General features: G+C 63.3%; 24 protein-coding genes. 10 read left to right on the top strand and 14 right to left on the bottom strand.

The window, feature by feature from the left end; translation table 11 throughout:
- Positions 1–161: 161 nt before the first annotated feature.
- The 3 genes from LB572_RS19855 to speB all read right to left on the bottom strand — a co-directional run bounded on the left by LB572_RS19855 (position 162) and on the right by speB (position 2,996).
- On the bottom strand, positions 162–1,139 hold the full coding sequence (locus LB572_RS19855) for an ABC transporter substrate-binding protein (protein WP_224668927.1): 978 nt from the start codon (positions 1,137–1,139) through the stop codon (positions 162–164).
- A gap of 201 nt (positions 1,140–1,340) precedes the next feature.
- Positions 1,341–2,117: a 4-hydroxy-tetrahydrodipicolinate reductase gene (dapB, locus tag LB572_RS19850; RefSeq protein WP_224668891.1), complete on the bottom strand. Its 777-nt coding sequence runs from the start codon at positions 2,115–2,117 to the stop codon at positions 1,341–1,343.
- A 75-nt stretch (positions 2,118–2,192) separates the two neighbouring features.
- Positions 2,193–2,996 (bottom strand): agmatinase, encoded by an 804-nt coding sequence (gene speB / locus LB572_RS19845; RefSeq protein WP_140805241.1) that lies wholly within the window; start codon positions 2,994–2,996, stop codon positions 2,193–2,195.
- A gap of 205 nt (positions 2,997–3,201) precedes the next feature.
- Between speB and LB572_RS19840 the strand changes: the two genes are divergently transcribed.
- A complete protein-coding gene (locus LB572_RS19840) occupies positions 3,202–5,982 on the top strand; it encodes a tetratricopeptide repeat protein (protein WP_224668890.1) in 2,781 nt (926 codons plus the stop codon).
- 23 nt (positions 5,983–6,005) lie between these two features.
- Here LB572_RS19840 and LB572_RS19835 read toward each other — a convergent pair whose 3' ends face one another.
- Positions 6,006–7,529, bottom strand: coding sequence for a winged helix-turn-helix domain-containing tetratricopeptide repeat protein (locus LB572_RS19835; RefSeq protein ID WP_224668889.1), 1,524 nt, complete (start codon positions 7,527–7,529; stop codon positions 6,006–6,008).
- A gap of 138 nt (positions 7,530–7,667) precedes the next feature.
- On the opposite strand from LB572_RS19835, the gene LB572_RS19830 reads away from it, so the two are divergent.
- The gene (locus LB572_RS19830) at positions 7,668–7,886 is read left to right on the top strand and encodes a hypothetical protein (RefSeq protein ID WP_140805235.1); all 219 of its coding nucleotides are present in this window, start codon (positions 7,668–7,670) and stop codon (positions 7,884–7,886) included.
- 21 nt (positions 7,887–7,907) lie between these two features.
- Here the strand turns inward: LB572_RS19830 and LB572_RS19825 are convergent, their stop codons facing one another.
- Positions 7,908–10,013: a molybdopterin oxidoreductase family protein gene (locus tag LB572_RS19825; RefSeq protein WP_224668888.1), complete on the bottom strand. Its 2,106-nt coding sequence runs from the start codon at positions 10,011–10,013 to the stop codon at positions 7,908–7,910.
- A gap of 206 nt (positions 10,014–10,219) precedes the next feature.
- Here LB572_RS19825 and LB572_RS19820 point away from each other — a divergent pair, with 206 nt between their 5' ends.
- Entirely contained in the window at positions 10,220–10,930 is a 711-nt protein-coding gene (locus LB572_RS19820; RefSeq protein ID WP_224668887.1) for a hypothetical protein, read from the top strand.
- A 39-nt stretch (positions 10,931–10,969) separates the two neighbouring features.
- Here LB572_RS19820 and LB572_RS19815 read toward each other — a convergent pair whose 3' ends face one another.
- Positions 10,970–12,847, bottom strand: a complete 1,878-nt coding sequence (locus LB572_RS19815; protein WP_224668886.1) for an ABC-F family ATP-binding cassette domain-containing protein — start codon at positions 12,845–12,847, stop codon at positions 10,970–10,972.
- Between the two features lie 138 nt (positions 12,848–12,985).
- Here LB572_RS19815 and LB572_RS19810 point away from each other — a divergent pair, with 138 nt between their 5' ends.
- The 3 genes from LB572_RS19810 (at position 12,986) to LB572_RS19800 (ending at position 14,656) form a co-directional block, all read left to right on the top strand.
- Positions 12,986–13,216 (top strand): hypothetical protein, encoded by a 231-nt coding sequence (locus tag LB572_RS19810; protein ID WP_224668885.1) that lies wholly within the window; start codon positions 12,986–12,988, stop codon positions 13,214–13,216.
- A gap of 221 nt (positions 13,217–13,437) precedes the next feature.
- Positions 13,438–14,157 (top strand): lysozyme inhibitor LprI family protein, encoded by a 720-nt coding sequence (locus tag LB572_RS19805; RefSeq protein WP_224668884.1) that lies wholly within the window; start codon positions 13,438–13,440, stop codon positions 14,155–14,157.
- A 298-nt stretch (positions 14,158–14,455) separates the two neighbouring features.
- Positions 14,456–14,656 (top strand): hypothetical protein, encoded by a 201-nt coding sequence (locus tag LB572_RS19800; RefSeq protein ID WP_140805223.1) that lies wholly within the window; start codon positions 14,456–14,458, stop codon positions 14,654–14,656.
- A gap of 224 nt (positions 14,657–14,880) precedes the next feature.
- Here LB572_RS19800 and LB572_RS19795 read toward each other — a convergent pair whose 3' ends face one another.
- The 5 genes from LB572_RS19795 to LB572_RS19775 all read right to left on the bottom strand — a co-directional run bounded on the left by LB572_RS19795 (position 14,881) and on the right by LB572_RS19775 (position 18,165).
- A complete protein-coding gene (locus LB572_RS19795) occupies positions 14,881–15,189 on the bottom strand; it encodes a hypothetical protein (RefSeq protein WP_140805221.1) in 309 nt (102 codons plus the stop codon).
- Between the two features lie 3 nt (positions 15,190–15,192).
- Positions 15,193–15,636, bottom strand: coding sequence for a MucR family transcriptional regulator (locus tag LB572_RS19790; protein ID WP_140805219.1), 444 nt, complete (start codon positions 15,634–15,636; stop codon positions 15,193–15,195).
- A 354-nt stretch (positions 15,637–15,990) separates the two neighbouring features.
- Positions 15,991–16,203 (bottom strand): hypothetical protein, encoded by a 213-nt coding sequence (locus LB572_RS19785; RefSeq protein WP_140805217.1) that lies wholly within the window; start codon positions 16,201–16,203, stop codon positions 15,991–15,993.
- Positions 16,193–17,332: a DMT family transporter gene (locus LB572_RS19780; protein ID WP_224668883.1), complete on the bottom strand. Its 1,140-nt coding sequence runs from the start codon at positions 17,330–17,332 to the stop codon at positions 16,193–16,195. Before LB572_RS19780 ends, LB572_RS19785 begins: the two co-directional genes overlap by 11 nt.
- Entirely contained in the window at positions 17,332–18,165 is an 834-nt protein-coding gene (locus tag LB572_RS19775; RefSeq protein WP_224668882.1) for a hypothetical protein, read from the bottom strand. Before LB572_RS19775 ends, LB572_RS19780 begins: the two co-directional genes overlap by 1 nt.
- Positions 18,166–18,277: 112 nt before the next feature.
- Here LB572_RS19775 and LB572_RS19770 point away from each other — a divergent pair, with 112 nt between their 5' ends.
- Positions 18,278–19,246, top strand: a complete 969-nt coding sequence (locus LB572_RS19770) for a LysR substrate-binding domain-containing protein (RefSeq protein WP_140805215.1) — start codon at positions 18,278–18,280, stop codon at positions 19,244–19,246.
- A 226-nt stretch (positions 19,247–19,472) separates the two neighbouring features.
- Here the strand turns inward: LB572_RS19770 and LB572_RS19765 are convergent, their stop codons facing one another.
- Positions 19,473–19,655, bottom strand: a complete 183-nt coding sequence (locus LB572_RS19765; RefSeq protein WP_224668881.1) for a hypothetical protein — start codon at positions 19,653–19,655, stop codon at positions 19,473–19,475.
- Positions 19,656–19,784: 129 nt separating this feature from the next.
- Here LB572_RS19765 and LB572_RS19760 point away from each other — a divergent pair, with 129 nt between their 5' ends.
- Positions 19,785–19,952 (top strand): hypothetical protein, encoded by a 168-nt coding sequence (locus LB572_RS19760; protein ID WP_181179508.1) that lies wholly within the window; start codon positions 19,785–19,787, stop codon positions 19,950–19,952.
- 105 nt (positions 19,953–20,057) lie between these two features.
- Positions 20,058–22,139: an ATP-dependent helicase gene (locus LB572_RS19755; protein WP_224668880.1), complete on the top strand. Its 2,082-nt coding sequence runs from the start codon at positions 20,058–20,060 to the stop codon at positions 22,137–22,139.
- Positions 22,140–22,372: 233 nt separating this feature from the next.
- On the opposite strand, the gene LB572_RS19750 is transcribed toward LB572_RS19755, so the two are convergent.
- Positions 22,373–23,188, bottom strand: coding sequence for a phosphatase PAP2 family protein (locus tag LB572_RS19750; protein WP_263498163.1), 816 nt, complete (start codon positions 23,186–23,188; stop codon positions 22,373–22,375).
- Between the two features lie 264 nt (positions 23,189–23,452).
- Between LB572_RS19750 and LB572_RS19745 the strand changes: the two genes are divergently transcribed.
- On the top strand, positions 23,453–23,755 hold the full coding sequence (locus tag LB572_RS19745) for a DUF982 domain-containing protein (protein WP_140805207.1): 303 nt from the start codon (positions 23,453–23,455) through the stop codon (positions 23,753–23,755).
- Positions 23,756–23,820: 65 nt separating this feature from the next.
- On the opposite strand, the gene LB572_RS19740 is transcribed toward LB572_RS19745, so the two are convergent.
- Positions 23,821–24,633 (bottom strand): sterol desaturase family protein, encoded by an 813-nt coding sequence (locus LB572_RS19740; RefSeq protein ID WP_224668879.1) that lies wholly within the window; start codon positions 24,631–24,633, stop codon positions 23,821–23,823.
- Positions 24,634–24,981 lie beyond the last annotated feature (348 nt).

Here is a 24,981-nt window from a genome sequence, read left to right as displayed (position 1 = left end):
CCGGCCGGCGCAAGTTCCTGTTTTTCAAGAGCGGGTCGCCGTTTCATGCCAAACCGCTCTATCTCTTTGCTTGACGCAATTCCGGACGGAAAACCGTTTCACACTTTTCCTGGAATTGCTCCGAGGCGGACCGAACGGCCCGCCCTCGCCTGCCGGCGCGCTTACTTCGCCGCGTCGACGAACTCGGTCGTGTAGGTCTTCGACAGGTCGATCTGCTTGCCCTGCAGGCTCTTGGAGAAGGTCGACAGAACCTTGAGCACCGTCTCGGGACCATCGGCCGGCATGCGGCCGTCCGGCGTGAACTGCGCCTTGCCGCCGGCCAGGCCCTGCACATAGAGGTCCTTGTTTCCGGCGTAATAGTCTTTCGGCATCTTGTCGGCGATCTCTTCGGCCGAATGGCTGGCGATGAACTTCATCGTCTTGACAAAGGCGTTGGCGAGCTTCTGCGCCTCGTCCTTGTGGCCCTCGATCCAGCTCGACTGCACATAGAACGAGGCCGCCGGATAGTCCCCGCCAAGTGCTGCCTTGGTCTTTTCCGGCGTGCGCATGTCAACCAACACCTTGGCCTCGCCGGTCTGGAGCAGCTTGGCGATGGTCGGCTCGGTGGTCATGCCGGCCTGGATCTGGTCCTGCTTGACGGCGGCGATGAAGGTGTTGCCGGCGCCGACCGGAAGCAGCGTGTAGTCGCCCGGCTTCAGCCCGTTGCGGACCGCGAGATACTGCGTCAGGAAATCGGTCGACGAGCCGAGGCCGGTGACGCCGAGCGTCGCGCCCTTGAAGTCGGCGGGCGACTTGATCTCCGGATGCTTGGCCGAGACCAGCTCGACCTCGCCGGGCGCCTGGCTGAACTGCACGATCGACTGGATGTATTTGCCCTTCGACTGCAGGTCGACGGTGTGATCGTAGAAGCCGACGACACCCTGCACGGCGCCGGCCAGCAATTCGTTCTCGGCCTCGACGCCCGCACGGGAGTTCACCAACTCTACGTCCAGCCCTTCATCCTTGAAGTAGCCGAGCTTCTCGGTGAGGACAGCGGGCAGATAGATCTGCTTTTCCATGCCGCCGACGATGATGGTGATCTTGTCTGCAGCCGAGGCCGCCGATACGCCAGCGCCAACCATGGCAAGCGTCAGCGCCATTGAACGCAAGGCGCGTATAGAGATGAAACCAGTCACGTAACTTCCTCCACTGGGGCGACGCAGAGCGCCGCACTTCCTCCTCGCGGCCACTCCCAGCCGCAGATATGGCGAACGCCACAAAACCGTCATGGCATGGCCAAGCTTTCAGCTGGCTTTCAGCCGTTTTGGCGGCGGTGGAATGGAATCCGGCGCCGTTCCCGGTCACGAGGCAATGAAGCCCAGCACATCGCGCATCTCGTATTCGCCAGGCGGTCGGCCGGCGATCCAGAGTGCAGCCGCGATGGCGCCACGCGCGAACATCGAGCGGTCGCCGGCGGCATGGGAGAGCGTAAGCGTCTCGCCCTTGGTGAGGAAGCTGACGCTATGCTCGCCGACGATGCTCCCACCGCGGACCACGGCAAAGCCGATCTCGCCGGTTGGGCGCGCCCCGACGAGGCCGTCGCGGGCGCGCTTCGCCACATCGTTCAGCTCGACGCCGCGTCCTCGCGCGGCCGCTTCGCCCAGCATCAGCGCCGTGCCCGAGGGCGCGTCGATCTTCATGCGGTGATGCGCCTCGAAGACTTCGATGTCGCAATCGTCGGCTCCAAGCGCCCTCGCCGCCCGCTCGACCAGCCCGGTCAGCATGTTGAGCCCCAGCGAATAGCTTCCGGAGCGCACGATGGCGATCTTCTTTGCCGCCTCGGCAATCGCCTCCAGTTCAGTGCGGTCGAAACCTGTCGAGCCGATCACCAGCGCCGGGCCGCCAAGCGCGGCGCAGGCCTTGGCCAATTCGGCGGAAGCCGCGGGCGTGGTGAAATCGATGACGACGTCGGCAAGCGCCAGCGCCTCGTCGCGCTCGACCAGCCCTTCGCCCGTGCTGCCCGGTCGATGGAAGCGGGCGATCAGTTCCAGCCTTGGGTCCGCCGCGATCGTCTGGGCCATCTGCCGGCCCATGCGGCCGAGCGCGCCGGCGATGGCTATCCTGAGCGGCTGCGGCATACCGGTCCTTGTCGAAAGCTTGAGTCGGAACAATCCTCTAGCACGCCGCCCTGGCAAAGTGATTCAAGCGTTGATTCAGGCGGCGGCGTTGGTCTTCAGCATCATGCCGGCGATCTCCTTGACCAGCTTGGCGGCGACCAGGGCCGTCACGTTGGAGAGGTCCTGGCGCGGATTGTATTCGACCACGTCGGCCGCGACGATAGGCTGGTCTATTGCCTGGATCAGGCCGATGACCTGCCGGGTGCTGAAGCCGCCCGGTTCGCGGTGGGAGATGCCGGGGGCGAAGGCCGGATCGAGAGCGTCGATGTCCATCGAGATATAGACGGGCGTCCGGAGGTCGAGCTGCAGGCCTTCCCTGAAATGCCGCATCTCCACCACCTCGACACCGAAGCGCTTGAACTGGTCGCGATGGTGATCGTTGACGGTGCGCAGGCCGATCTGGATCAGCCGGTCGGCCAGCTTCTCCTCCATGATGCGGGCAAAGGGCGAGGTGTGCGAGCGCGGATTGTCGTCATAGGAATGATAAATGTCCGGGTGCGCATCGATGTGGACGATCGTGAGGCTCCGGTGGCGGCGGCGCACCGCGCGCAGCACCGGCCAGGAGATCGCATGGTCGCCGCCGAGCGAGATCAGCGGATGGCCGGCGTCGAGCGCGCGGCCCACCTCGGCCTCGATCCGCTGCCACGGGTCGCCACCTTGCGTGAAATCGATGTCGCCGTGATCGACGAAGCGATCCGTCAGGTCGAAGCCTGTTTCCGACCATGAGGTGTAGGCGTCGCTGGCGAGCTCGCGCCGGATCAACGCCGGCGCCTCGGCAGGCCCCCGCAGATAGGACGAATTCTCGTCATGCGGAATGCCCAGAAGCGAGATTTTTGCCACGACATCCTCCCACTGATCCGAAACCGGTGCCTCTATAGACGCCGGAGCTGGCGGGCGCGACCGGAGCCACTTGGGCCAGATGCCAAAGGCCGGCGGCGGACCGCCCGCGAATGTGAAGCGCCACACTCATCATCACTCGCTCGATGTGCTAATTTAGCGCCTGTGTGTCCGGCTTCGCCCGAACCGTGTCCGAGGGGGGACGCCCATGCTGCGGCCAGTGCATGCCCTGGCTCTTTCCTGCCTCGCCCTGACGCCGCTTGCCGGCGGGGCTTTCGCGGCCCAGGCATCTTCCGAAAAGTCCGACGATGCGGCCAAAAAGGCTGCGGACGATGCGGCGAAGAAGGCCGCGCTTGCCGAAGCGATCAGCGTCTGCGACCGCGGCGCTTCCGTGCCGCTCGATCCTGGAGCCAAGGCGCCGCCTGTCCAGTATGGCGAGCTCTTCCCGCAGGACTTCGACCTCAGCAAACTCAAGGTCCTGGCCGACAAATGCCAGGCGGCGATGCTCGGCGCGCCGCAGGAAAAGCGGCTGGCGCTTGAATGGCTGCGGGTCCAGGTCGCGCTCAACCAGGCGGGACTTACCTTTCTCCTGCCGCAGATCAAGCTGCTCGGCGACGGCGGCAGCCCGGAAGCGAACTACCTCCTCTACGAGGTCTATTCGGTGCATCGGCACGACGGCGCCGATGCCGGTCCACCGCCGGTCACCCGGGACGTGGCGCTCGATGCCCTGCAGAAGGCGGGCGCTGCCAGCCATCTCACGGCGCTTGAGACGCTGCTCCGTCAGTATGTCGAAGGGCCGCTGCTGCGCCGCGACCCGCACAAGGTGATCGAGACCGCGCAACGCGTCATCGACGCGCCGACCCAGGGCCAGTCGCCCGGCGAATGGGACAGCCGGTTCCGCGCCGCCATGCCGCTGCTGATTGCGCGGACGGTACTGGAGAATGACGGTTTCACCAGCGAGGAACAGCAAAAGGCTTTCCAAGCCGTGGAAGCGGATACCAAGGCCGGGACCGACGGGTCCGAGTCATCCGTGCTTGCCTATATCAAGGCGCTGCGACTGGGCCGAGGCACCCAGCAGGACGCGGCCAAGGCCAGGCAATTGCTGGAGGCGCGCGCCGACGGCGATCAGTATGCCGTGCCGATGCTGGCCGATATGCTGGCCAAGAGCGAAGGCGGCCCGGCGGACGGCAAGCGCGCCATCGCCATGCTGCGCGCCGCCACCAAGACTGCCGCCAGCGCTAGGCCGATGCTGGCCGATCTGCTCTTGGACGGCAAGTTCGTCGGCAAGCAGCCACGCGAGGCGATCCAACTGCTCAACGCCCCGTGGGATCTCGACGCCGGCATCAAGCTGGCGAAGCTGCTTCCCAACTATGAGGACTTTCAGATCGACAATCCGGATCAGCTGATCGAGCGCCTGAGCGATGGCGCCGAGGCCGGCGAGCCCGGCGCGGCGCTGGCGCTGGCCCGGCTGCAGCTGTCGGATAATCAGCAGTTCAAGAACGAGGATTTGGCGCGCGCCATGCTGAAGCCGCTGGCCGATAGCAGCGACCGCGAGGCGCTCTGGCTCTACGCCTCGACGCAATATGCCAATCTCGATTCGACCAGCTACCGGCCGTCGCGGCGCGACGACGGCCTGAGCGACGATCAATTGAAGGCGCTTATCGACGAAGGCGAAGCCAAGAAGGAGCAGCAGGCATATCTGCTGCAGGCGAAGCTTCTGCGCAAAGGCGTGGTCTATCCGCAGGACGACCAGAAGGCGACCGCGATGCTGATCAACGCCGCCAATCTCGGCAGCGTCGAGGCGATGGTGCTGCTGGGCGATGCCTATGACGACGGTCTCGGCATCGACAAGAACCCGCGTGAGCGCCTGCATGCGTGGCGCGAAGCGGCGCGGCTCGGCTCGCTGAAGGCAAAGAGCAAACTCGCCAACGCCTTCACCTTCGACAGTTTCGACCATCTGATGACGCTGCGCGAAGGCATCACCGATCGCATCGCCCTTTACAATGATGGCATCGGCAGAATGGGCGGCGGCATATTCGGCGGTAACGACGCCAGCATGGAACTGAGCGGCCTCTTTTCCGGACCGGCCGCAAGCGCTGGAAACGCGGCGATCGCGGCAGCGGTGATGGACGCGTTTCGCGAGGCGCCAGCAGGGCTCGCGGAAGAGAACCTCGTCGGCATCGGCAAGACGCTGCCCGATGAGGTCCGCGTCGCCATCGAGACGACGCTGAAGAGCGAAGGTTTCTATGCCGGTGAGCCGAAGGGCTATTTCGGCCTGGACGCACGCAAGGCGCTGGCCGCCTGGGTCGATGCGAAGGGTCCGCTTGGCGATGCTCCGGCCTCGCAAGCGACAGCGACGCAGCAGACCGCGCCGGCGCCGGGCGGGCTCGACGCGGAAGTCGTCAACCGCATCCGCGACAAGGTCTTCGCCCAGGCGCAGGCCGCCAAGACCGACAAGCAGAAGCTTGCCGCCATCAAGCAGCTCGGCATTCTCGCCCGCTATGGCGATCTCCCCTCGCGCTGGGTGCTGGTGCGCAACTACCATCAGGCAAGGGCCATCCGATCGGTCGTCACGCCCGAGGAGATCACCCGCTATGCGCTGGATATCCTGGTGTCGAAACCCGAAGGCGTCGACAAGCCGGAATTCGAGTTCATCTTCGATCTGACGCAGATCGCCCAGGACCGGAAATCCAAGATGGTGGGCGGCGCCACCATCCAGGCGATCCGCGACGATCCGCGCCTGCAGGATCCTCTCGCGCTCGGCGCCATCATGGGCCAGTTCGCCTTTGCGCCGGATGCCTGCGACTCCGTGCTGGCCGCGGCCAAGAAGGCCGGCGTCGACGGCGTGGGTTCGGACGGATGCGACGAGGACACGCGCACCGCCCTCATTGCCTTCGCCAAGGAGAAGGGCGCGTCCGGTGCCGATGCGTCGGCGCGCAAAGCGGCGGCGGAGCAGATGAAGACGCTGGACGCGCAGGCGGCGAAGTAGCAAGGTTATGAACCGCAACGGGTCTATTGCGCCTTGTCGACACGATCGAGGATCGCGCGATAGCGGCTGCATACGGCGGCATCCTGATAGAAATCCACTTCAGTATCGATGATCTGGTCGAGGCTTAGTCCGCGGTAATGTGCCTTCACCCTTGCCAGCACGTCCTGCGCTTGCCTGATTTCACCGAGTTCGGAATGGCAGATGATAAGACGAATGAGCGACCACGGTGTCACAGTCGCCATTTTCGCGTAGCAGGTAGCCGCCTCGCGATATCGCCCAGCCGTCGTCAGCAGGACGCCGCGAAAGTCGCCGTACCATCCCACGGCGTATGGGTCGCGGCGCTGGGCTTCGGTTATTTCAACAAGCCCTTGCTCCGGCCTGTCCGTGTGATTGAGGAAAATAGCACGGATGCTGAGAATGAACGGATCGTTCGGATTGAGCGCGACGGCCCGGTCAAGGCTCACTTCAGCTTGCTTGAATTGGCGTAGGTACAAGTGAGCGAAGCCGGTGGCGAGATGCCCATAGGCTTCGTCGGGATCAAGGCCCAATGCTGTTCTTGCGATCTCCAGTCCGGAATGCAAATGACCGGGATTGTTGTAGTCCCAATAGTACTTGATGGACTCCACAAAGCTCAGCATGGCGTGGGCGGCAGCGAACTGCGGATCGAGCTTTACCGCCTGGCGCAGAAATGGCTCCGCTTCGAGCACCGTGTCATAGACGGCTGCCAGTTGCAGCGCTCGCAGGTAAGACTCATAGGCCGACATGTTGTTGGTCGGCCGGGCCCTGGCGCGCGACGCGATCGCGGTTCTGGCCTGCCGGGCCAGACGCGCTGCAATCATGCGGGTGATTTCGTCCTGGATGGCGAAAATGTCATAGAGTTCCCGGTCGTAGTGCTCGCCCCAGAGATGAGCCATCGACGACGCATCGGTTAGCTGTACGGCGATCCGCACCCTGTTGCCGATCTTCCGCACGCTGCCTTCGACGACGTATTGGACCCCAAGCTTGCCCGCCACCTCCGCCGGGTCGTGCGCCTTGCCGCGAAACTGGAAAGAGGAGTTCCGCGCAATGACCAGAAACTCCTTATATTTACCGAGCTCAGCGATGATGTCTTCGGTGATCCCGTCGCTGAAATAGTCTTGCTCCGGGTCACCGCTCATGTTGTCGAAGGGAAGTATGGCGATGGACGGCCTGGACGACGCCGTAGCATCTGCCGTAACCGCGAAGGGCCTGGGGCCTGCATATTTATAACCGCGACCATGCACGGTTGCGATCAGCTCGGCGGACAGCAGTTTTCGCAGCGCCGAAATGTGGACCTGCAGCGTATTGTCCTCCACCACCACGCCGGGCCATACCGCATCGAAAAGTTCGGCCTTGCCGATCACCTCATCGGGCCTGTCGAGCAACATGGCGAGGATGTCGAAAGAACGCGCCGAAAGCTCCACCGGCCCTTTCGGGCCCAGCAACTGCCGTTCGGCTCGCCTCAAACGATAGTTCCCAAACTCCAAGTCCATTGGCCAAGAACCACCCTCGCGGGCAGGATAATCCAAGATGACCTTGAAGGCGAACTTCAGGACCGTTCGGGAGTCTTCGCTTCAAGCAATTTCAGAGCCGTTCAGGACTCTTCAGGTTCAAGCCAAGGAGCTGGGTGGGAAGCGGTGTCATTGTCGCCGGTACAGGAGGACATCATGGCCGACATCCTCACCACAGCCCCGATTATCGTCCGACGCCTTAAACTGCCGCAGCGACGCTTTCCGAGGCTTGCAATCGGCGCATCGCTCAGCGCCATATCCGGTTTGGTGGGCGACGCGCTCAAGATGGCTTACGTGGCCCCCTACGCAAGTCTTGGTCGCCAATCGCAGGTCGCCCCCGACGATGATCTCGAAGGCCGAGATCCCACTTGGTGAGCCACCAAAACGCGAAGTGGGTCAAAGCGCCTTGAGCCACACCTTGTTGTCGTGGACGGCGGCGCCGCCATAGGGCGCCGGGGCGTCCGCGCCGGTCAGCACGTTGATGCCCTCGCCGCGTTCATGCGCGCTGTTCGGCCAGATGCCTTCGGCGATCACCACGCCGCGCTTCACGCCGTCGAAGAACCTGGCATGCAGCACCACGTCGCCGCGCCGGTTGCCGACCTCGACGCGGCCGCCATCCTCGATGCCGAGCACTGCTGCATCTTCGCGGTGGATGAGCAGCTCCGGCCTGCCTTCCTTGGCCTTCGACACCGGCGTCTCGGCAAAGCTGGAATTGAGGAAATTGCGCGCCGGCGAGGTCGCCAGCCGGAACGGATGCTCCTCATCCGCGACCTCGATCAGTTCGACATGGTCGGGGAATTCCGGCAGCCGTTCGACCGGGCCGAACAGGCCCATGCTTTTCGGCGGCCGGTTGGGCGCCGACTGCCCTGTCCAGTTTGGCCGGAAGTGGAATTTCTTGTCGGCATGGCCGAAGCCGTTGATGAAATGCGCGTCGTCGAAGTCGGGCTGCAGGTCGACCCACTTCTGTTCCTTCAAACTGTCGAAGCTGCCAAGGCCGCGCTTGCCGAGGATGATGTCGATATGCTCGCGCTCGGTCAGGCCGAAGCCCGGCCGGTCGCCGACGCCGAGCCGCTTGCCGAGCTCCTCATTGACGAAGTGATTGGTGCGCGGCCCTTCCGGTGGCTCGATCAGCTTGGGGCCGAGCGTGATGTGCTGGTTGCCGCCGCCCTTGTACATGTCGTCGTGCTCCAAAAACATCGTCGCCGGCAGCACGACATCGGCGAGCTTGGCCGTATCGGTCATGAACTGCTCGTGCACGCAGGTGAACAGGTCCTCGCGCAGAAAACCCTTTCTCACCAGCCGCTGCTCCGGCGCGACATTGGCCGGATTGGTGTTCTGGATCAGCATCGCCGTCACCGGCGGGCCGCCATAGAGCGCATCCTCGGCACCGGTCAGCACCGGGCCGATGCGCGAATGGTCGAGATAGCGCACCTTCGGGTCGCGCATCGCGGTGCCTTCGAGCACGTCCTGGTTCAGCTTGAAGATGCCGGAATTGGAATGGAAGGCGCCGCCGCCCTCATACTGCCAGGCGCCAGTGACGGCGGCGATGCAGGAGGCGGCATGCATATTGACCGAACCGTTGCGCTGGCGCGCGAAGCCGTAGCCAAGACGGAAGTAGGTCTTCTTCGTGGTGCCGATGAGTTGCGCGAATGCCTCGATCTCGGCGATGCTCAAGCCCGTGATGGCTGCCGCCCATTCGGGCGTGCGGGTGCGCAGATGCTCCTCCAACCCGCGCGGGTCGTCGGTGTATTTCTCGAGATAGGCTCGGTCGGCAAGCCCATCGCGGAACAGCACATGCATGACCGCGCAGGCCAGCGCCCCGTCGGTGCCGGGTTTCAGCACAAGGCCAAGGTCGGCCTGTTTCATCGTGGCGTTGTCGTAGATGTCGATGACGACGATCTTCGCGCCACGTTCCTTGCGTGCCCTCGTCGCATGGGTCATGACGTTGACCTGCGTCACCACGGCATTGGTGCCCCAGATCACCACGCAGTCGGCCTTGGCCATCTCGCGCGGATCGGGGCCACGCAGCGCGCCTGCCCCCATCATCCAGCCGGTCCAGGCGAGATTGGTGCAGATCGAGCCGAAGAAGCCGGAGTATTTCTTGGCGTGCCGCAGCCGCTCGATGCCGTCGCGCTGCACCAGCCCCATCGTGCCGGCGTAGAAATAGGGCCAGACTGTCTCCGAGCCGTATTTTTCCTCGGCGGCGATGAACTTTTCCGCCACGAGGTCGAGCGCCGCTTCCCAGCTCGCTTCCTTCCAGCTCCCCTCGCCCTTGGCGCCGGCGCGCACCAGAGGCTTCAGCAGCCGGTCGGGATGGTGGACGCGGTCGGCGTAGCGCGCGACCTTGGCGCAGACGACACCGGACGTGTAGCTGTTCGACTTGGCGCCATGGACGCGGCCGATGCGGTTGTCGTCGAGCAGCTCGACCTCGAGCGCGCAGGTGGACGGACAGTCATGCGGACAAGCGGAATGGCCGATCCTGAGCTTGGCGTGCTGGTTCATGCAGGGTGTTTTAGCGGGTTTTGCGGGAGAGGTGTAGGGCCAGATAGACGGTCAAGGCTCCCCTGCGCGAGCCTCTTTATCTACTAAATCTATCAACTTATAAAATTCTTTCTCGGCGGCCGCACACCCGGTGTTTAAGTTCCGCCCGGCGCTGGCCCAGTGGGGACGAACGTTTTGCAGCCAGCTAACGAGCGGGACATTTTGACATGGACGAGACAACTCTCCAATTGACACCGGGACTTACCCCGGCTCTGGGCTATTCGCTTCTCGTGGGGCTCGGGTTGGCCACCCTCGTGGCGGCGATCGTCATTCGCCGGCTGCTGGTGCGCAACACCCACGACTTCATCATCTCCGACCGCAAGATCGGGTTTGGCTTCGGCGTCGGCTCGGTAATCTCCGTCTGGACCTGGTCGATGGCGGTGATGATGCTGATCCCGTTCACGCGCGTCCTGCGCCGGCAGATGCCGAACGGCTACACGATCTCCGAGTTCACCAAGAACCGCTTCAAGCAGTCAGGGGTCGCGACATCCATCGTGACGCTGACGATGGTCTTCGGCATCGTCCTGGAGATCCTGATCAACCTGAAGGGCGCTTCGGTGGTCATGTCGACGATCTTCAATATCGAATCGATCCTCTACGCACGCGACGGCGCCCCGGTAACGATCCGCGACGCCGCCATCATCTACGCGCAGGGCATGGGAATGCCCGTGCTGGTCGGCACGCCTGTCGACATTGCCGACAGGCTGGAGGAGTTCATGGACGATGGCGGCGCCGACGGCTTCATGCTGATCGCCACCTACACGCCTGGCTGCTTCGAGGAATTCGTCGACCTCGTCGTTCCCGAACTGCAAAGGCGTGGACGCCATCGAACGGAGTATCCGGGCACGACACTGCGCGAAAACCTGCTGAACGACTGAAGCGGCCGCGTGCCTCCCCCGCCGGGAAGAGCATGATGCTTACTCCGCGATCCCTTCCTCATATTCCGCCGACATCGTCAGCCACTTGTCCTCATTCTGCGCCAGCGTCTGCGCCAGCTGCGAACGTTCCTTGGCCAGTCGCGTCGCGGTCGAGGGGTCCTTTTCGTAGACGGCCGGATTGGCGAGCTCGTCCTCGATCAGGTCGATACGCTTACGGATGCGGTCCATCAGCGCCTCGGTGGCGCGGATCTCCTTGCCCAAAGGCTCGAGCGCGGCGCGGCGCTGGGCGGCTTCGCGGCGGCGGTCGGCCTTGGACGCCTTGTCCGCCTCCTTTTGCTCGCGGCGATTGGAGGACACGCCGGTGACCAGCGTCTTGTAATCCTCCAGGTCGCCGTCATAGGGATTGACCGCGCCGTCCTTGACCAGCCAGAGCCGGTCGGCGGTGGCTTCGAGCAGGTGCCGGTCGTGCGAGATCAGGATCACCGCGCCGGGAAAATCGTTGAGCGCATGGATCAGCGATTCACGGCTGTCGATGTCGAGATGGTTGGTCGGCTCGTCAAGGATGAAGAGGTTCGGACCCTCGAAGGCCGACAGGCCCATCAACAGACGCGCCTTCTCGCCACCGGACAGGTCCTTCGCCGCGGTGTTCATCTTCTCGGTCGAGAGGCCGAACTGGGCGACGCGGGCGCGCACCTTGGCTTCCGGCGCGTCCGGCATCAGCCGGCGTACATGCTCGTAGGCGCTTTCGTCGGGACGCAGATCGTCGAGCTGGTGCTGCGCGAAGATCGCCACCTTCAGGCCCGGCGCGACCGTCATCGAGCCGGTCTCGGCCTTCAGCCGGCCAGCGAGCAATTTGGCGAAGGTCGACTTGCCGTTGCCGTTGGCGCCGAGCAGCGCGATGCGGTCGTCGGCATCGATGCGCAGCGTCATCTTCTTCAGGATCGGGCTGCCCTCGGTGTAGCCGACATTGACGCCGTTGAGCGCCACGATCGGCGAGGCCACCGTCTTCACCGGCTCGGGGAACGAGAATGGCCGCACCGTGTCGTTCACGATCGCCGCAATCGGCTTCATTTTCTCCAACGCCTTGATGCGCGACTGCGCTTGCCTCGCCTTCGAGGCCTTGGCGCGGAAGCGCTCGACGAACGATTCCATGTGCTTGCGCGCGGCTTCTTGCTTGACACGGCCCTTCTCCTGCAATTCGCGCTGCTCTGTCAGCTGGCGTTCGAACTGGTCGTAGCCGCCGCGCCAGAAGGTCAGCTTCCTCTGGTCGAGATGGACGATCGAATTGACGGCGCGGTTGAGCAGGTCGCGGTCGTGCGAGATGAGCAGCACCGTGTGCGGATATTTGGAGACATAATTCTCCAGCCAGAGCGTGCCTTCGAGATCGAGATAGTTGGTCGGTTCGTCGAGCAGCAGAAGGTCGGGCTCGGAGAAAAGCACAGCGGCAAGCGCCACGCGCATGCGCCAGCCGCCGGAGAAAGACGAGGCCGGCCGCTTCTGCGCGGCATCGTCGAAGCCAAGGCCGGCAAGGATTGTGGCGGCGCGGGATTCGGCCGAATGCGCGTCGATATCGGCCAGCCGCGTGTGGATCTCGGCGATGCGGTGCGGATCGGTCGCGGTCTTTTCCTCTTCGAGCAAAGCCTGGCGCTCGACATCGGCTTTCAGCACGATGTCGATCAGCGGCTCCTCGGTGCCTGGCGCTTCCTGCGCCACCTGGCCGATGCGCGTGCTCTTCGGCAGGCTGATCGAGCCGGTCTCCGAAGGGAAATCGCCGGTGATCGCCTTGAACAGCGTCGTCTTGCCGGTGCCGTTGCGGCCGACAAGGCCGGCCTTGGTGCCGGCCGGCAGGGTCAATGAGGCATGATCGAGAAGCAGCCGCCCCGCCATGCGCAGCGTAAGGTCGTTGATGATAAGCATAAGCGGGCTTTTGCACGGGAGATCGGCGCTTCGCAAGAGCCAGGGCCTGGATGAGGCCCGCCGCGCGCTGTCTCCGGCCGCTCAGCAAAAAAACGCGGCGGACTGGAACCAGTTGCCAACCGAAGCGTTTGGAGGCCCGTGATCCGCTATCTCGCCCTTGCCTTCATCTTCTTCCAGGTCGCCACGACAGCAGCGCTGGCGACGCAGCTGGTCCTGTTCGAAGGCGATGCCGCCGCGGTTGCTCTCGCCACTGAACCCGCGAGTGGGCCGCAGGCCCAACCGACCTCTCCCCAAGCGGGCAAGATTGCGAGCCGGCCAGAGACGCGGGAGCACCTGTTGATCCAGATCGATTCCGGGAAGGCGTTTTAGGCGTCGCCTACGAACGACCAGTGGCGGCAGGACAGCACCCTGCCCTTCCACCCCTCCGCAGCGATTGCAGAGCATTGTCCCGAGACCGGGCGCCCCTGCCGCAGCCAATCCGTGCCGGTCACACTTTGCTTGCCACGTCGGTGGATTGGCGTTGATCGCAGCTGTCGTCTCAACCTATGCTGGCACGAGCGACGGTTCGATTCATGCAAAGGACAGATCAGATGTCAGACAAGACCACGCTCCTTTCGGCTTCACTGGTGATCGCGATTGCCGCGGGCGTTGCCGGCCTGTTTCTCACTATGCCTTCGGCCCGCGCGGCAGCCATCGACTGCGCTGCAGCGAAGACGCAGGCGGACCTTGCTACCTGCACGACCGCGAATGCCGCTTCGGCCGACGCCGGGCTCAACGCAGTCTACAAGGCGTTGGCGGGACGTCTCGCCCCTGCCGACGTCAAGCGCCTGCGCGACGCGCAGCGCGCCTGGATCCCGTTCCGCGACAAGGAATGCGCCTTCCGCACCAAGCCCTATGCCGACGGCTCGGTGTATTCGACCCTCGTCGAGACCTGCAAGGCGGAGTTGACCAAGGCGCGGCTGGCGCAGTTGCAGCACCAATTGCAATGCCCCGAAGGCGACCTCTCCTGCGTGCCGCAAAGCGGCAGCGCCGCGCCGCCCGCGAAGAACGCTCCCGCGACGGCCAAGGCCGAGCCTGCGAAACCTGCCCCTGCCCAGGCAAGCCGGAACGACGCGAGGCCATGCGTGCAATCCGCCGGCAAAGCGAAGTCGGATCAGTATGTCTCGCAGTGCATCCAGGTGTCGCCGGCGACCAATCCGCCCTGCAACGGGCAGAATGCCTGCAGCATGATGATCGACGAGATCAAGCGCGGCTGCGCCATGATCGGCAAGGACAACCCGCCGGCCTTCTGTTCCGCCTATAAAGGCTGAACGGTTCTGACCGCCCGTCGCCCACCTGTTGCGATCAACATTCCCTATCGGAAGACCAACCGGGCGCGGCAAGACAACCGCAAGTTCGGTTTCGGTTCATTATTGGCGTGACAAGTGACGATACCACCAAAAAAGGACGGCAAAATCTTTCAGGCCAAGCATGATGCTTGGCAAAAATCGATTCCAGTTTTGTCGTAAACCTGCAAACCTGCGGATGCGCCGTGAGTCGTGAGTGGGCGCCAACGATAATCTGATTCACGTAACTTGGCCCAAATAGCTGGCCTGTCAGGAGCTCGCGATGGATGGAGCGCCCAGCGATTTACGAACGTTGAGATATGTCGCGGAAATTACGCGCAAGCTGGCAAAAATGCTCTCGCGCACGCGCTACCAAATGCTTGTCTACCTTCTTGAAATGACGGCGGTCGAGGCGGAGAGCCTTGCCGGCGAGCAGGATTCCAAGCGCGTCCAGCCGGTCAAGCCGCCTCAAGTCCTCAGCTAAAGCGCGTCGCGATCTTTCAGATTCGCTCCATGCGCTTTAGGTTTTCGATTTTACGCATGTCTTTGTCCCGAAACCGGTTCCCACTTTCTGGAGACATGCTTTTAGAGCGATTCCAGGAAAAGTGTGAGCGGTTAAGTTCGGCGCCTTCGCCGTAACCTTCCATTCGGAATTGCGTAAAAACAAAGAGATAAGGCGTGTCACCGTTTCCGTGAAACGCCATGGTTCTAACAGATCGCGCGTGGCTGACCGTTTGCTGCAAGGCGGTCCAGAATGACCAGGCAGTTCAGCCTATGCGCCTCGATAGCCGACGGGCCGTCGCATTCGACGATGGCGCGCTCGAACCGATCGAGCGCGTCGAGCGCGGCAAGCATGTCGCCGGCATGCTCGCCCAGCGAAAACAGGATGCGCCGCGCCTTGACGCCGTCGGCCGCGTCCACCGAGGACTGCACGGCCACCCCGCGGCGCAAAGCGCCGAGGGCGACCCAACAGTCGCGCCATGGCATTGGCGCGACGTCATCCGTTGCAGGCAGCATGCCTCAGGCTTTCGCCTTACGCTTGCCCTTGCCTGCGTCGCCGGCGGCCGGCTTACGGCCGAGGCCGGACGATTTGGCCAACGCCGAGCGAGTTGCCGAATAGCTGGGCGCCACCATCGGATAGTCGGCGGGCAGGCTCCATTTCGCGCGGTATTCGTCCGGTGTCAGGCCGTGATCTGTCGCAAGGTGGCGCTTCAACGACTTGAACTTCTTTCCGTCCTCCAGGCACACGATGTGGTCGGGGAAAACCGAGCGCTTCGGGTTGACGGCGGGCGTCAGCGCCACCGCCTCCTTGACAACACTGCCGCTGGAGAGCTTGCGCACCGAGGCGCTGACGCTGGCGATCAGGTCAGGCAGGCCAGAGGCGGGGAGCGGATTGTTGCCGACATAGGCCGAGACAATGTCGGCGGTCAGTTCGATTGCAGTCTTGTCGTCGATGTTGGACAATTTTTTCACCTTCTGCTGGCCCTCAAATCGCCAGCTCTTTTTTAAGACTTTCGTCGGTGTATCGAATTGGACCTGTCCCCCAACGGACCGTCCAGAGTCAGTAAAGCTACGAGACTCAATACCGGGTGATGTTTCTACGCGGGCTGGAAACGCGCAAGTTAGGAATTCTAATAGCTATAGCTGACGTTTTATAGCACAGGCGGCCCGCCTGGATGCGTAAAAGGCGCTATAGCACTTCGATTTGCGATATAAGTTGCTGAAAAATCGAAGTTCAGGCCAAGTTCCGGCGTAGCAGCGATAATCTACCGCCGGATAGCCGACCATGCGCGATTCGGCGGTCCCATGGCAAATCGCTCATTTGCCGGCAACACCACGCCTGAGCTCCGCGGGGGGCTCGTCGGCCAGGATCTCCAGCACGCGCTTCCAGCGCGCGCAGCGGCCGAAATCCTTCTGCTCGATGGCCTTTTCCGCCTTCATGGCCGCGTAGAGCGGCGCCTCCGCGCCAAACTCCCTGACCAGCCAGTGCGCCTCCTGCCTGGCGCGGCGTTCGTCCTCGTCAACGGCCATTTTGGACATCGTGCCTGGTCTCCGTACCTTCGATGCCGACCGCAAGGCAGCTGCCAATGACGAGGACGGCGCCGGCAACCGCCGTCATCGACAGGCTTTCGCCCGAGAGCGTCAGCAGAAACGTGGAAGCTATCGGCGTCAGATAGGCGACGACCGCTATCCTGCCGCCGTGGTCGAGCTTTGCCGCGCGCGACCAGAAATAGTAGCCGAGCCCCATCGGGCCGGCGCCGAGATAGAGGCCGAGCAGAAGGTGCGCGCCGGTCGGGCGTATGACGCCGTCATGCAGGCACCAGGCGAAGGTGAGCGCAACGCCGATCACCGCCGAGGGCAGGAGCAGACGCTCGGGCGACACGGCAAGGCGGCCGACAGTGAGCGAATAGAAAGCCATGCAGAGCGCCGAGCCGAAAGCGGCGAGATAGCCGACGAGGTTGCCTTCGAACCAGCTCTGCGCGCGGCCGCCGGAAATCACCAGCGCGACGCCGACAAAGCCGAGCGCAGCGGCGAGCCCGAGCAGCAGCGGACGGCGCGGACGGCCAAGCAGGATAACCGCCGCGGCGGTCATCAGCGGCCAAGTGTAGGCCACGAGGTTCGCCTCGATAACCGGCATCGAGGCGAAGCCGATATATTGCAGCACCATTGTGCCGACGAGACCCAGGAAGCCGACGGCGTAGGCGAGCGCGGCATTGCCCTTCTCCCCTTGTGGGGTCCGAAGGACGGGGCGAGACCCGTGGCTCGCCCCCGGGCGGTGGCCTCGCGAAGCAAGGTCGGATGAGAGGTGTTCCAGGGAGCGCCGATGTCCCGCTTCGCTGGAACACCCCCCATCCGTCTCGGCGCTGCGCGCCGATCCACCTTCCCCCACAAGAGGGGAAGGAGAAGTGCTCATCTGTCGGATCAGCGCGAACACGAGGGCCGCGCCGCAGAATTGCAGGAACTGCACTTGCGACACCGGGTAGAGCGCAAGCAGCGTCTTGCCGACAAGGGCGTTGGTCGCCCATAGCGCCACGGCGCCCAGGGCGAAGGCCAGCGCCGCCCCGCGGGCGGCGCTGGAACGGCTTTGGCTTTCCGGCACGACCGGATCGAGACTCAGCGACAGCGAAGGCGGCTGATGCTCGACCGGATCGTGACTCATTACCACGACTCCCTTGCCCCGCCGGAAACCGCATCCTCCGCCGGCTGCGGCACGGGATGCTCCTCGGCATGCCGGCGATAGGCGGGAAGCTGGTTGGTCCAGACATCCTCGGCCAGCTCGCTCACCCAGGCGCGGTCTTGGTCGTTATCGGCGGCGAGGTAGAACATGCGGTTGTCGTCGACATAGGGCTTGGTCGCCGAGCGCTGGTTGAGCACCAGCGTGACGCGCTCGCCGAGCTGGATCGGCGCGGTGCGGTGGAGCACGCCGAGGAACTGTCCGAGCGTGGCGTAGTTCATCTTGTGGTCGATGCGCATGATCTTGTTGCGCGGCAGGTCGTGGCCGGATTCCAGGATCGAGCGTCCGGTTTCGGAATCGTCGCAATAGATCTCGAGATGACCGCCGATGAGCGGATCGCTGATCGACAGCGGAATGAGCTCGGTCACCGGAACGCCATCGCAATGCCATTCGACCGCGCCGTCCTTGGGGTTCATGAAGGTGACGGTCGAGCCGACGATCGACAGCGGATACGGCTCGAGCTTGGTGCCCATCATGTCGGACAACCTTTCCAGGCGCAGCTTGTCGTGCAAAAGCTCTTTGATCTCAGGGATATAGCGGTCGGCGCCAGTGATAAAGGTGAGGTCGAGATGCTTGTGCACGGCATGGCTGGCTTTCAGTTTCAGAGCAGCCTCCTTGATGGCAGCAAGCAGAGCGGGGTCGTAACCGTGACGATACTGGGCGACGCCGAAGCTCGACACTTTCCAGGAGGTCTCATGACCAATGATGGCCTCGCGGCTCATTGCACAGCGCAGTTCGGGAATTGTATGGGCGTTCATTCTACTTTCTCCAAGATGGGGGCAACACTTGGTTAACAGTCATTTAAACGCCTACCCCTGTAAATTTAGGAATGCTGGTGGTAGCGTAAGCCCAGCTTAAGGTCGAAACCCCGTGCGTCTGCTCAGTCAGGTCAACCTCAACTCGCTGAAAATCGTGGAGAGCGCCGCGAGGCACAGGAATTTCACGCGTGCCGGCGAAGAGCAATTTATCACCGCTTCCGCCGTCAGCCAGCGCGTGAAAAGCCTGGAAGATCAGCTTCGCTTCAAGATCTTCGAGCGCGGCGGCAATGCCGTGTCATTGACGCCGGAGGGCGAGACCTATGTGGCGCGCGTGCGCGAGGCGCTGGAGCGGATCGTTGCGGCCAGCATGGAGGCCACCGGCCAGTCGCAGGCGCATGTGCTTCGTATCTGCGTGCTGCCGACTTTCGCGGCACGCTGGCTGTTCCCGCGGCTTTCGGCCTTCCAGCATCAATATCCCGACATCGAGATGCGGGTGTCGACCTCCTACGCCACCCATGAATTCTCGACCTCGGAATACGATCTCGAAATCCGCTATGGCGACGGCAATTTCCCCGGCCTCACCTCGGAGCTGCTGTTCAAGGAAGATCTGACGCCGGTCTGCAGTCGCAGGCTGTTTTACGACGTGCTGGGCGACAAGCCGCTGTCGAAGGTGACGCCGGAGGATCTGCGCTACTTCACGCTGCTGCACTCCGACACCTGCACGCAGAGCTGGCAGTCGTGGCTGGGCTTTGCCGGCGCGAGCTTCGTGCTTGGCGAAACCAGGAGCGTCTACTTCGATTCCTGCATGATGTCCTACGAAGCGGCCAATGCCGGGATGGGCTTTGCCGTCGCCAACCGCGCCTACATGGCAAGCGACATCCGCGCCGAACGGCTGGTGGCCCCGTTCGCGGTCCACCATCCCAACACCGCGGGCTGGTATTTCGTCAGCCCCATCAAGGCGCTCGGCGCCCGCAAGGTGGAGCTGTTCAAGCAGTGGATCATGGCCGAGGCGGGGCTGACGCAGCGCCAGCTGGACATCGAGATCGCCGGCGGGCAGCCGGGTCGCTCGGCGCTGGCGTGAGGAAGCCGCCAACGGCGTATCCTCACATAATTTCAGGATTTTTGCTCATCCCCAACCCCGTAGCCGGCTACCGCGATCGCACCATGACGCAAAGCGGAGACTCAGCTATGTTGGATCGTGCGGCGGGCCTGATTTTCCCGCTTGGCCGGCGCTACCGAGCTTCCTCCCAAGCAGCGCCGGCCTTCTTCGTTTCAGCCCGACGATGTCTCCGGCCTGCCCGGCCCTGTTATTGCTTCGGCGGCGAGCCCGGCTGATCGCCGCCGGTGCTCGATTTCGGCACCGGATTCTTGTCGACCTGCGGGTTCCGGTTGATCTCATCGCCCGGCGCCTTGGTTGGCGGGGTGCTGTTGTCGCAGGCGGCGAGCGCGAGCGCTGCCGCAAGAGCCAGCAGCACCGGAAGTTTCTTCATGACGACCTCCTCTGGTTCGCTCCTTCTGCACGAAGGGCAACGAGGCGGTGGCCGTTTGGTTGCGTGGCGCGGGGAACCAACCGGCCAGTGTTCGGTTGAAGGCCAATCGAACCGAAATGAGGAGTGGTCATGATCCGCCTGCTGCTAACAGGTCTGTTCGCTTACACTGCCTATCGCGTCGCCGTGAGGATGATCGACGAGGTGCCCGGCGATGTCGCACCGCTGGACATGCCGGGTGACGAGAGGCGCGCGTTGCTGCGCCAGTCGGCGGCGATGGGAGTGGAGCCGAAGCGGTAGTTCAGCCAACCTCCCCTTGTGGGGGAGAGCAGCTCTCTCCGGCTTTCGCCATGTACCAAGAGCGAGTTGTATTGCGAACAAAGCGGAAACGATGCTTGATGGGCGATGAACATCGCCGCTCGTGATTCGTCCTTCGAAGCACCCGCCTATCTTGCCCGCCTGAACGACGAGCAGCGGCTGGCGGTGGTGCATGGCGACGGCAAGGTGGCCGCACCGCTTCTGGTGATCGCCGGCGCCGGTTCCGGCAAGACCAACACGCTGGCGCATCGCGTCGCCCATCTCATCGTCAAGGGCGCCGATCCGCGCCGTATCCTGTTGATGACCTTCTCGCGCCGCGCCGCGGCCGAAATGGCCAAGCGCGTCGAGCGCATCGCCGGCGAGGTGCTGGGGCGCGACGCCGCCATCATCGCCGACGCGCTCGCCTGGGCCGGCACTTTCCACGGCATCGGCGCGAGGCTGTTGCGCGACTATGCCGAGCAGATCGGCCTCGACACCGCGTTCACTATCCATGACCGCGAGGATTCGGCCGACTTGATGAACCTTGCCCGGCACGAGCTGGGATTTTCCAAGACCGAAAGCCGTTTCCCGACCAAAGGCACCTGCCTGCAGATCTATTCGCGAGCGGTGAATGGGCAGGCGCCGCTGGGTGAAGTGCTGGGCTCGGCCTTTCCATGGTGCGCGGCATGGGCGGACCAGCTGAAGGAACTGTTCGCGGCTTATGTCGAGGCCAAGCAAGCGCAGAACGTGCTCGATTACGACGACCTCCTGCTCTACTGGGCGCAGATGGCGGCCGAGCCGGAGATCGCCGCCCACCTCGGTTCCCGCTTCGACCATGTGCTGGTCGACGAATACCAGGACACCAACAGGCTGCAGGCCTCGATCCTTTTGGCGCTGAAGCCGGATGGCGCGGGCTTGACCGTGGTGGGCGACGACGCGCAGTCGATCTATTCCTTCCGCGCGGCGGAAGTGCGCAACATCCTCGATTTCCCGAAACAATTCGCAAAGCCCACCGAGATCGTCATGCTGGAGCGCAACTACCGCTCGACCGAGACGATCCTGGCCGCCGCCAACAAGGTGATCGGCGAGGCGAGCGAGCGCTTCACCAAGAACCTGTGGACCGAGCGCCGGTCCTCGCACAAGCCGCAACTGGTCAGCGTGCGCGACGAGGCCGAGCAGGCCAATTACGTCTGCCAGGCGATCCTCGCCGAGCGCGAGGCCGGCACGGCGCTGAAGGCGCAGGCGGTGCTGTTCCGCACATCGAGCCACAGCGGGCCGCTGGAAGTGGAACTGACGCGCCGCAACATCCCTTTCGTGAAGTTCGGCGGACTGAAGTTCCTCGATGCCGCGCATGTCAAGGACATGCTGGCGATGCTGCGCTTCGCCGAGAACCCGCGCGACCGCGTCGCCGGTTTTCGCGTGCTGCAATTGATGCCGGGCATCGGGCCTTCCGCCGCCTCGCAGATCGTCGACGCGATGGCGACGTCGCTGGACGAGACGCTGGGCCTTGCCCGCTTCCGTCCGCCGCAGCGCGCCGCGCAGGACTGGCCGGTGTTCCTCGACATCTATAGCGGGTTGCGCGCCGGCGCCAAATGGCCGGCCGATCTCGAACGCGTCAGGCTCTGGTACGAGCCACATCTGGAACGCATCCATGAGGACGCGGTCACGCGCCGGGCCGATCTCATCCAGCTCGAGCAGATCGCGGCGGGCTATCCCTCGCGCGAACGCTTCCTGACCGAGCTGACGCTCGACCCGCCCGACGCCACCAGCGACCAGGCGGGCCCGCCGCATCGCGACGAGGATTACCTGATCCTATCCACCATCCATTCGGCCAAGGGCCAGGAGTGGAAGAACGTCTTCCTGCTCAACACCGTCGACGGCTGCATCCCGGCCGATCTCGGCGTCGGCACCAAGGAGGATATCGAGGAGGAGCGGCGCCTGCTCTACGTGGCGATGACCAGAGCCAAGGACAGCTTGCATCTGGTGGTGCCGCAGCGCTTTTATCCGCACAACCAGGCCGCGCGCGGCGACCGCCACGTCTATGCCTCGCGCACCCGCTTCATCCCGGCCTCGATGCTTTCGGCCTTCGATCAGTCATCCTGGGCGAGTGCCGCGATGAAGGACGACCCGCGCCAGCGACCGGGCGTCAAGGTCGATCTCGGCGCCCGCATGCGCGGCATGTGGAAATAGCCGCCGGCTTAGCGCGACCTTTACGGCACCAAAAGACAAGAGGCATTGTTTGAAGCGTTCAACCTTAGCCTGCGAGCTTTGAGGGCCCTTGGAACGCTGCAAACGGAGACGGTCGATAGACACCCAAGTCTACGCTACGGTTTGCGCCCAGCGCCAGATCAACAGCACACCAATAATGGCCACATAACCGTCAACAGCGTAGTGCCAGCCCAAATACACCGAGCCGAAAAGGATCATTCCGGCATAAATCCAGCCAATATCGCGACATGGATGCTCGGCATTGCAGAGATGTCTACACCAAAGACCGCTTCATCGCTGGCATAGGACGCAAAGAGATAGTTCGCGGTTGAAAGTGTCTCTTGTCCCGATGGAACAGAGGGCAGAGCTTCCATGAGATCAGCAAAGCGATCGCTGGCGAACGCCCGGTTATAGAAGATCGGGCCTGCTGATGCCGCTGCAGCCCTGAGGACGGTGCCGAGTAGGAGCAATGTGGCGGAGAAGGCTGCAAGGTACCTGACGCGGAGTTTGTGGTTGGTCAGGAAGGCGGCAAAAAGCAGAAAGCCAAACCATTGCACGAACCAGATCGGGCCGTACGCGAACCCAATGACAATCGCCACCCAGTCTGGCGTGATGGCGTGCAGTTGCCGCCATGGCTGACCAAAATGTATCAATTCGTCAAGATCGGCCAGGAACCTGTCCGCGAAGAAGGGTAGCCATGCCGATATCTGAAACTTAAATGTCGAAAACGCAGCAATGGCAAAGCAGAATATTGCGACTATCCACGCCGCACCTATTGCGCGTTCACGAAGCAGTTCCCGCAGATAACTCAACGGGGCGGAAGGTCGCGCGATGGCCGAAGCTATCCCCAGCCCGCTGACCAGCATCACGGGAAGAGCTAGAAATTGGGTGACTGCGTATCTGCCGAGCAGAAAAGCGAATGCATCCCAAGACGACAGTGCTGCCGCAGCCGCATAAGCAACGGCTGCCACCGCTATCCGTCTTTCGACATTGATGTACGGCCTTTCAGCCGCAACAGAAGCCTCAGCCATCAATTAACCCGCCCGGAACACATTCAACCATTCTCGGGCGATGACAGCAACTGTCGCGCCCTTTTTGCAAACAGACTGGGAGGCATGGGCGACCGGACAGGCCGTTCCAAGGCGTCCGGAGCGGCAGCCAAGGCGGGCCGGCACCTGCGCCGATCGGAGAAAAATCGGCACGCGCGGAACCGCTCGCCGCAAGCGGCGTTGTGTGGCGTTCTCCTTCCGGAGACGGCGGCCCCGCCGCTTCCACAGCCAATAGACGAGGTCCGAATGCACGACAGGACATTCTTCACCCCGGTCGCCCTCAGCGTCGGCGCCGGCCACAAGCGCATGATCGCCTCGCTGTTCGACATGCATGACTTCCTGACCGAGTTTGCGCCGTCGCGCCGCCGCCTCAGCTACGGCGCCGCGGTGAAGGCCTGCGAGGCGGCGCGGAGTGGAGAAATCCCGGCCGAGGCGGCGCGCGACGCGCTGATCGCCTTCGCGGTGACGGCGGGCGTGCTGTGGCCTTCGGAGCAGCCGATCGTCTCGGTCAAGCCCGTGGCACGCGGCTATGGCGGCTTCGCCGCCTGAACTTCTCGTTAAAAGACTACCGTCCCGGAAAGCCCGCCACCGAATGGCGGGCTTTTTCCGTGCCGTCATTCCGGCTTGGCGGCGGGCGCGGCCTCAACGATCGGCGCGGCCGGTTCGGCCACGGCGACGAAAGGATAGATGAGCTGCTGGTGGTAGAGCTGCGGCACCGGCTCGTCGACACCGTATTTTTCCGGCATATGTTGCGGCATGAACAAGGTGCCGCCGATCAGGTCGACGATGGGAAGCTGGGCTGCGAAATTCTTGTCATAGGCCTGGCGTTCATTGGCATGATGCCAGTGATGAAACTGCGGCGAGGCAATCAGCCATTTCAACGGCCCGAACGTGATGCGCGTGTTGGAGTGGATGAACACCGACTGCCATTGAAAGATCAGCACGTAGATGAGAACCGCCTCGCCGGAAAAACCCAGCACGAAGAGCGGCAGGAGCGAAGCCGACTTGGTCAGGATCTGGTCCACCGGATGGATGCGATGAGCGGCCAGCCAGTCCATCTCCTCGATCGAGTGATGGATGGCGTGAAAGCGCCACAGGAACGGCACCGCGTGGAAAGCGCGATGGGCAAGGTAGAAGCCGATGTCAGCGACGAGCAGGGCCTCGATCGCCTGCAGCCATAATGGCTGCGACTGCACTGCGGCGGTGAGCGCTTCGGGAACGAAACGCTGCATCACGAACATCGCCGAGCCGATCACCAGCAACATGCCCAGCTTGATGACGATGCCGTTGAAGAGCAGATAGAAAACGTCGTTCAGCCAGTGCCGGCGCGTCGCCGACTGCTCGGCATGCAGCGGCAGGAGCTGCTCCAGCGGAATGAAGATGAGGGCGATGATCAGCATCGCCTTGAAGTCGATAAGATCGAACACGGTCGCTCGCGGATCGGCAGAGGCCAGTTGCCGACACTAGCCGCCAAAGGATGAACGGACCGTTGATCGCCAAGGCCCGCATCGCGCCGGCCTGCCACGAAATCCGGTGAAATTTTTTCGACCGCTGCGTGAAACAGCGCACGGAACATCCGCGTTGCTCATGCCAGTTGCGGACCGCGGCAAGGGAGGGCGGATGTTTCTCGATCGCGAGCGTTTCATGCCGGCAGCCGAAATGCGGCTCAGCCGGGATAAATCGTCGATCCGGGTGACGATAACTGACCCAAAAGTGTGCGAACTCGGCGAAGCCGTCTATGTCTGGATCACCGCCGGAGGCAAGCCGGTCAGGAT

This window comes from Mesorhizobium sp. BH1-1-5 (assembly GCF_020165615.1).
Taxonomy (GTDB): Bacteria; Pseudomonadota; Alphaproteobacteria; order Rhizobiales; family Rhizobiaceae; genus Mesorhizobium.
Note: the sequence above shows the minus strand (reverse complement) of the source record. Positions and strands in the feature narration are given on the sequence as shown.